The organism is Streptomyces sp. NPDC002018 (genome assembly GCF_042890865.1).
Taxonomy (GTDB): Bacteria; Actinomycetota; Actinomycetes; order Streptomycetales; family Streptomycetaceae; genus Streptomyces.
Window position 1 is genome coordinate 1 of record NZ_JBIASO010000051.1, and the last position, 5,123, is coordinate 5,123.

The following is a 5,123-nucleotide window of genomic DNA, read 5'->3' on the forward strand; positions in this document are numbered from 1 at the left end:
GAGGTGTATTTCTCGAGTTGGTCGGTGGACGCTCTGGCTCGGGTGATCGGTGGGGTCGAGGGGGTGCGGGAGTGGGTCGCGCCGCGCCGGGTCCCCTTCGTGGGGGTCGTGGACGGGACGGTACGGGTACCGGGACGCCCCATCCGCGAGGTGTCGGGCCGGGAGCTCCAGGTCCTCGAACTCTGCGACGGCACAAGGCTGTTGACGGACATCGTCGACGAGGTCTCCCGGGCCGAGGGGCGCCCCGTGCCGCCCGCCGAGATCACCCGAACCCTGGAGTGGCTGGTCGCCCAGCGCTGGGTCGTCTGGAAACTGGATGTCCCCTCGGGCACCTTCCCCGAACGCTCGCTGCGCTCCTTCCTGGAGACGATCGGCGACGCGGAGCTGCGGGAGCCCGCCCTCGCCAAACTGGACATCCTCGAACGCGGCCGTGACCGGGTCCGGGCGGTCGGCTTCGACGCCGACGAACTCTGCGAGGCGCTCGCCGCGCTCGAAGCCGACTTCGCGGAACTCACCGAGGCCTCCGCCCAGCGGGAGAAGGGCGCCCGCACCGCCCCCAACCGCGCGCTGGTCTACTCCGACTGCCGCAGATCGGCCACCGCCACGGTGGGCACCGCCGTACTGGAACAGCTCACCCCGCTGGAACTGTGCCTGACCGGCGCCCGCTGGATGACCAACCGGTTCGCCGAGGCCGTCGGCGGGCGGATCAAGGAGGCGTACGACCGGCTGCTCGCCCGGGACGGCAGGGTCGACCTCGGCTCCCTCTGGTTCGAGTGCCTGCCCGCCCCGCACAGCGAGTCGATCGCGGACATCGACCGTATCCAGGCCGAACTGCGTGAGCGCTGGGCGAAAATCATCAACGCCCCGGCGGGGGCCCGGCGCGTCCGGCTCTCCTCCGCCGATATCGCCGACCAGGTCCAGGAGGCCTTCGGCGAGCCGGGCCGCGGCTGGTCCCTGGCCCGCTACATCAGCCCCGATGTGATGATCATCGCCGATGATCTCGACGCGGTGGAGCGCGGCGAGTTCGAACTCGTCCTCGGTGAACTGCATGTCGCCATGAACACCCTGGGCGCCTCGCTCTTCGTCCATCAGCACCCGGACATCCAGGAGCTGATCGACGAGACCACCACCGACTTCCCCGGTCCCCGGCTGATGCCCATGCTGCCCAAGGAACTTCCGCTGAAGTGGTCCACCCGCAGCAGACCGTCCCTGGACCGCCCGCAGGACTACTACGTCTCCATCGTGGACCAGACCGCGGACCCCGGCCGGCCACGCACGGTCCGCTGCGGCGACGTCCAGGTGGCGGAGCGGGACGGCCAGTTGAAGGCGCTGCTCCCCGACGGCTCCGTCTTCGATCTGCTCGACGTCTTCAGCCACGCCCTCACCAACCGGGTCATGGACCGCTTCACCCTGCGGCCCGACACCGACCGTTCGCCGCGCATCACCATCGACTCCACCGTGGTGGCGCGTGAGACGTGGAAGTTCGTTGCGTCGGGGATGGAGTTCGCGGGGGAGAAGAGTGAGGCGCGTCGGTTTGTGCGGGCGCGTCAGTGGCGTGTGGCGCAGGAGTTGCCGCGGTGGGTGTTTGTGGTGTCTCCGGCGGAGCCGCGTCCGTTCTTCGTGGATTTCGACAGTCCGGTGTATGTGAATATCTTCGCGAAGGCGGCGCGTCGGTTGGCGCGTAAGGATCCGGAGGCGCGGATGACGGTGTCGGAGATGCTGCCGACGCCGGAGCAGGCCTGGCTGACGGATGACGAGGGCAACACGTACACCTCCGAACTCCGCTTCGTCGCCGTCGACCGCACCACGGAGACGGGAGAGCGGGGATGACCGGCGCCCGCCACCCGGCCGGCGCGCACCACCCCGACGGCGGCCCGAGCGCGGACGGCGGCCCGAGCATGGACGGCGGCCCGAGCACGGACGGCGGATGGAACACCGACGACGGACGGGGCACGGACGGCGGGCGGCTCCCGGCCGGGGCGCGCACCCCGGTGGACGACATCCTCGCCCACGCCGCGCGCGATCCGCGCGCCACCGCCGTCGTCACCCCGGACACCGAGCTGTCGTACGGGGAACTCGCGGACAGGATCGAGCGGCTGGCCCGGGTGCTCGTCGCCCGGGGAGTGGGCCCGGAGGACGTGTGCGCCGTCGCCGTCGAACGCGGTATCGACGCGGTCGTCGCCATGGCCGCGGTGCTGCGGGCCGGCGGCGCGTTCCTCACCCTCGACGTCGAACTGCCCCGGCCCCGGCTGGTGTCCATGACCGAGAGCGGACAGGCCCGGTTCCTGCTCACCACCGACGGGCTCGCGCACCGGCTCGATCTGCCCGTCACCGGACCCACCCTGCTGCTCGACCGGCTCCCGGCACCGGCACCGGCACCGGACCCGGACCCGGACGCGCCCCGCGCGCCGCGGGCCGCCGGGCCGCGCTCCCTCGCGTACATCAGCCACACCTCGGGATCCACCGGCGCGCCCCACGCGGTCATGATCGAACGCGCCGGCCTCGGCTCGTACGTGCGTTTCGTCGTCCGTGACTACGGCCTCGGCCCGCACACGGTGGCCGTCCAGCTCGCCCCGCTCGGCTACGACGCGTCCATCAGGGACATCTTCGCGCCGCTCGTGGCGGGCGGCCGTCTCGTCCTCGTGGACCGCGCCCGGCTGCTGCGCGCCGACACCTTCGCGGCCACCCTCCAGGAGTACGGCGCGGACACCGTGCTGAGCACCACCCCCTCGCTGCTGACCTTCCTGGCACAGGGGCCCGGGGCGGCCGGACGGCTCGGCGGGGTACGCACGGTGGTCTCCAGCGGGGAGTCACTGCGTCCCTTCCTCGCCGCGGGCGGACGCGCGCTGCTCGGCGGTCTGCTGGTGAACCAGTACGGACCCACCGAATGCACGATGACCTCCACCCGGTACCGGGTACCCGCCGTACCCGACACCTCCGCCGATCTCATCGGCACCCCCATCGACGGGGTCACCGTCCAGGTGCTCGACGACGCGCTGCGCGCCGTGCCCGACGGCGAGGCGGGGGAGCTGTACATCGGCGGCGCGGGGGTCGCCCGGGGCTACCGCGGACTGGCCGCCCTGACCGCCGGGCGCTTCCTGCCCGATCCCTCGGGCCCGCCGGGCGCCCGGATGTACCGCACCGGTGATCTGGCGCGCCGGCTCCCCGGCGGCGATCTGGAGTATCTCGGCCGGTCCGACCGGCAGATCAAGATCCGGGGCCACCGGGTGGACCCGGCGGAGATCGAGGGCGCGCTGCTCACCCATCCCCACATCACCGGCGCCGTGGTCACCGCCGAGACCGACGATCAGGGACGGACCTGGCTGTACGCGCATGTCACCGGGCTGTCCGCGGGGATCCGCGACGCCGCCGTACGCGCTCATCTCGCCGCGACCCTGCCGCCCCACATGCTGCCCAGGCGGTTCACCCGGATCGACCGGCTGCCGGTGACCCGCAGCGGCAAGACCGACCGGGGCACGCTCGCCCGGTCCGCCGCACCGACGGCGGAGCGTGTGTCATGACGGCCGCGGGCACCCGGCTGGACCACGCGGACACCGCAACCCGGTTCGGCCGATCCGAGCTCAGGCTCGGCCACGCCGACGTGCTGGCGGCCGCCGGGCGGATCGCCCCGTACATCCGGCGCACGCCCCTGCTGACGGCCGGCTCACTGCCCCGCGTGCTGCTCAAGGCGGAACACCTCCAGCACAGCGGCTCGTTCAAGCTGCGCGGGGCGGCCAACGCGCTGCTGGCCCTGGGCGCCCGGGAGATCGTCACCGGCTCCTCGGGCAACCACGGTCTCGCGGTGGCCGCCCTCGCCGGGCCGCTCGGCGTCGCCGTGACCGTCGTCATGGCGGCCGGGGCGAGCGAGGCCAAGGCGCGGGCGGTCGCCGCCCTCGGCGCCCGGGTGATCAGGACCGGCGGCGGAGTCGCCGAACGCGACCGGTACGCACGGGACTTCGCCACGCGGACGGGCGCGGTCCTCGTGCCCTCCTCCGACCATGAACTCGTGGTCGCGGGGCAGGGCACCGTCGGCCTGGAGATATTCGAGGACGCCCCCGGCACCGGCACCGTCTTCGTACCGACCGGTGGCGGCGGTCTGCTCGGCGGGGTGTGTCTCGCCGCGGCGGGGCTGACCCGGCCGGTACGGATCGTCGGTGTGGAACCCGCGGACACCCGGCGCTACGCGCGCTCCCTGGCGGCCGGACATCCGGTCGAACTGCCGCCCAGTGACACCGTCGCCGACGGACTGCGCGGTCAGCGGGCGGGCGAGGTGCTGTTCCCCGTGATCAGACAGCGGGTGGACGAACTGGTCGGGGTCACCGACGAGGCGATCGTCCACGCCACGGGTCTGCTGCACGAGGCCGGTATCCCGGCGGAGCCCAGCGGCGCCGTCGCCCTGGCCGGGGCGCTGCAACACGGTTTCGACGGCACGGCCGCCGTGATCGTGTCCGGCGGAAACGGTCCGGCCGCCCTGGCGGCCCGGACGTCCGCCGGCTGACCCGCGACCGGGCACGGGCCCCACCGGGCCGCCCCTGTTGCGCGGGGCGCCACCGGCGCTCCCGTCCCGTCGCTTCCCGTCCCCGTCCTGTTGCTTCCTGTCCCTTCGCACCACCACGCACCACATCACTCGCCCGGTCACACGTGACAGCACGGATGACCTCACTCAAGGAGAACGGCATGACCACGGCGGAACAGCACACCATCGACACCGACCGGCTCCCCGAACTCATCGCGGGCTTCTACCGGGAGACCCTCGGCGACGCCTCCCTCGACGCCACGAGCGACTTCTTCGAGACGGGCGGCGACTCCCTGGCCGCCTTCCAGATCATCGCCCGGCTCCAGGACACCCTCGGCGCCGAACTGCCGGTGGCGCTCATCTTCACCTATCCCTCGCCCGCCGAACTCGCCGAGGTGCTCGCCGCGGATCTCGCGGACCGCGCCGCCGGACAGGTGTAGGGGGAGAGCCGGATGACCGAGCAATCCGTTTCCCTGAGCGGGCGATGGCGCCTCTGGGACCAAGTGGGCCTGCGTGGTCCGGGTTTTCCGGTGTCGGGGGTGTTGCGTTTGGCGCCGGAGGGTTTGGGTGTGGCGGCGGACAAGTTTGGTGTGGGGGAGGTGTTGTC

At 72.7% G+C, this 5,123-nt stretch carries 4 protein-coding genes; all 4 read left to right on the top strand.

The window, feature by feature from the left end:
- Nucleotides 1-1,830 (top strand): lantibiotic dehydratase (locus ACFYYH_RS34405; RefSeq protein ID WP_388559848.1); only part of this gene is annotated, 1,830 nt, incomplete at its 5' end.
- Nucleotides 1,827-3,521: an amino acid adenylation domain-containing protein gene (locus ACFYYH_RS34410; RefSeq protein WP_388559851.1), complete on the top strand. Its 1,695-nt coding sequence runs from the start codon at nt 1,827-1,829 to the stop codon at nt 3,519-3,521. The genes ACFYYH_RS34405 and ACFYYH_RS34410, both read left to right, overlap by 4 nt.
- On the top strand, nt 3,518-4,498 hold the full coding sequence (locus tag ACFYYH_RS34415; RefSeq protein ID WP_388559854.1) for a threonine/serine dehydratase: 981 nt from the start codon (nt 3,518-3,520) through the stop codon (nt 4,496-4,498). Before ACFYYH_RS34410 ends, ACFYYH_RS34415 begins: the two co-directional genes overlap by 4 nt.
- Before the next feature lie 179 nt (nt 4,499-4,677).
- Complete coding sequence (locus ACFYYH_RS34420) at nt 4,678-4,956, top strand: acyl carrier protein (RefSeq protein WP_388559857.1); 279 nt, start codon at nt 4,678-4,680, stop codon at nt 4,954-4,956.
- Nucleotides 4,957-5,123: the final 167 nt, after the last annotated feature.

Bases quoted from the DNA above. Each gene is read 5' to 3' on its own strand.
- ACFYYH_RS34410 (WP_388559851.1), top strand. From the start codon at position 1,827: ATGACCGGCGCCCGCCACCCGGCCGGCGCGCACCACCCCGACGGCGGC.
- ACFYYH_RS34415 (WP_388559854.1), top strand. From the start codon at position 3,518: ATGACGGCCGCGGGCACCCGGCTGGACCACGCGGACACCGCAACCCGG.
- ACFYYH_RS34420 (WP_388559857.1), top strand. From the start codon at position 4,678: ATGACCACGGCGGAACAGCACACCATCGACACCGACCGGCTCCCCGAA.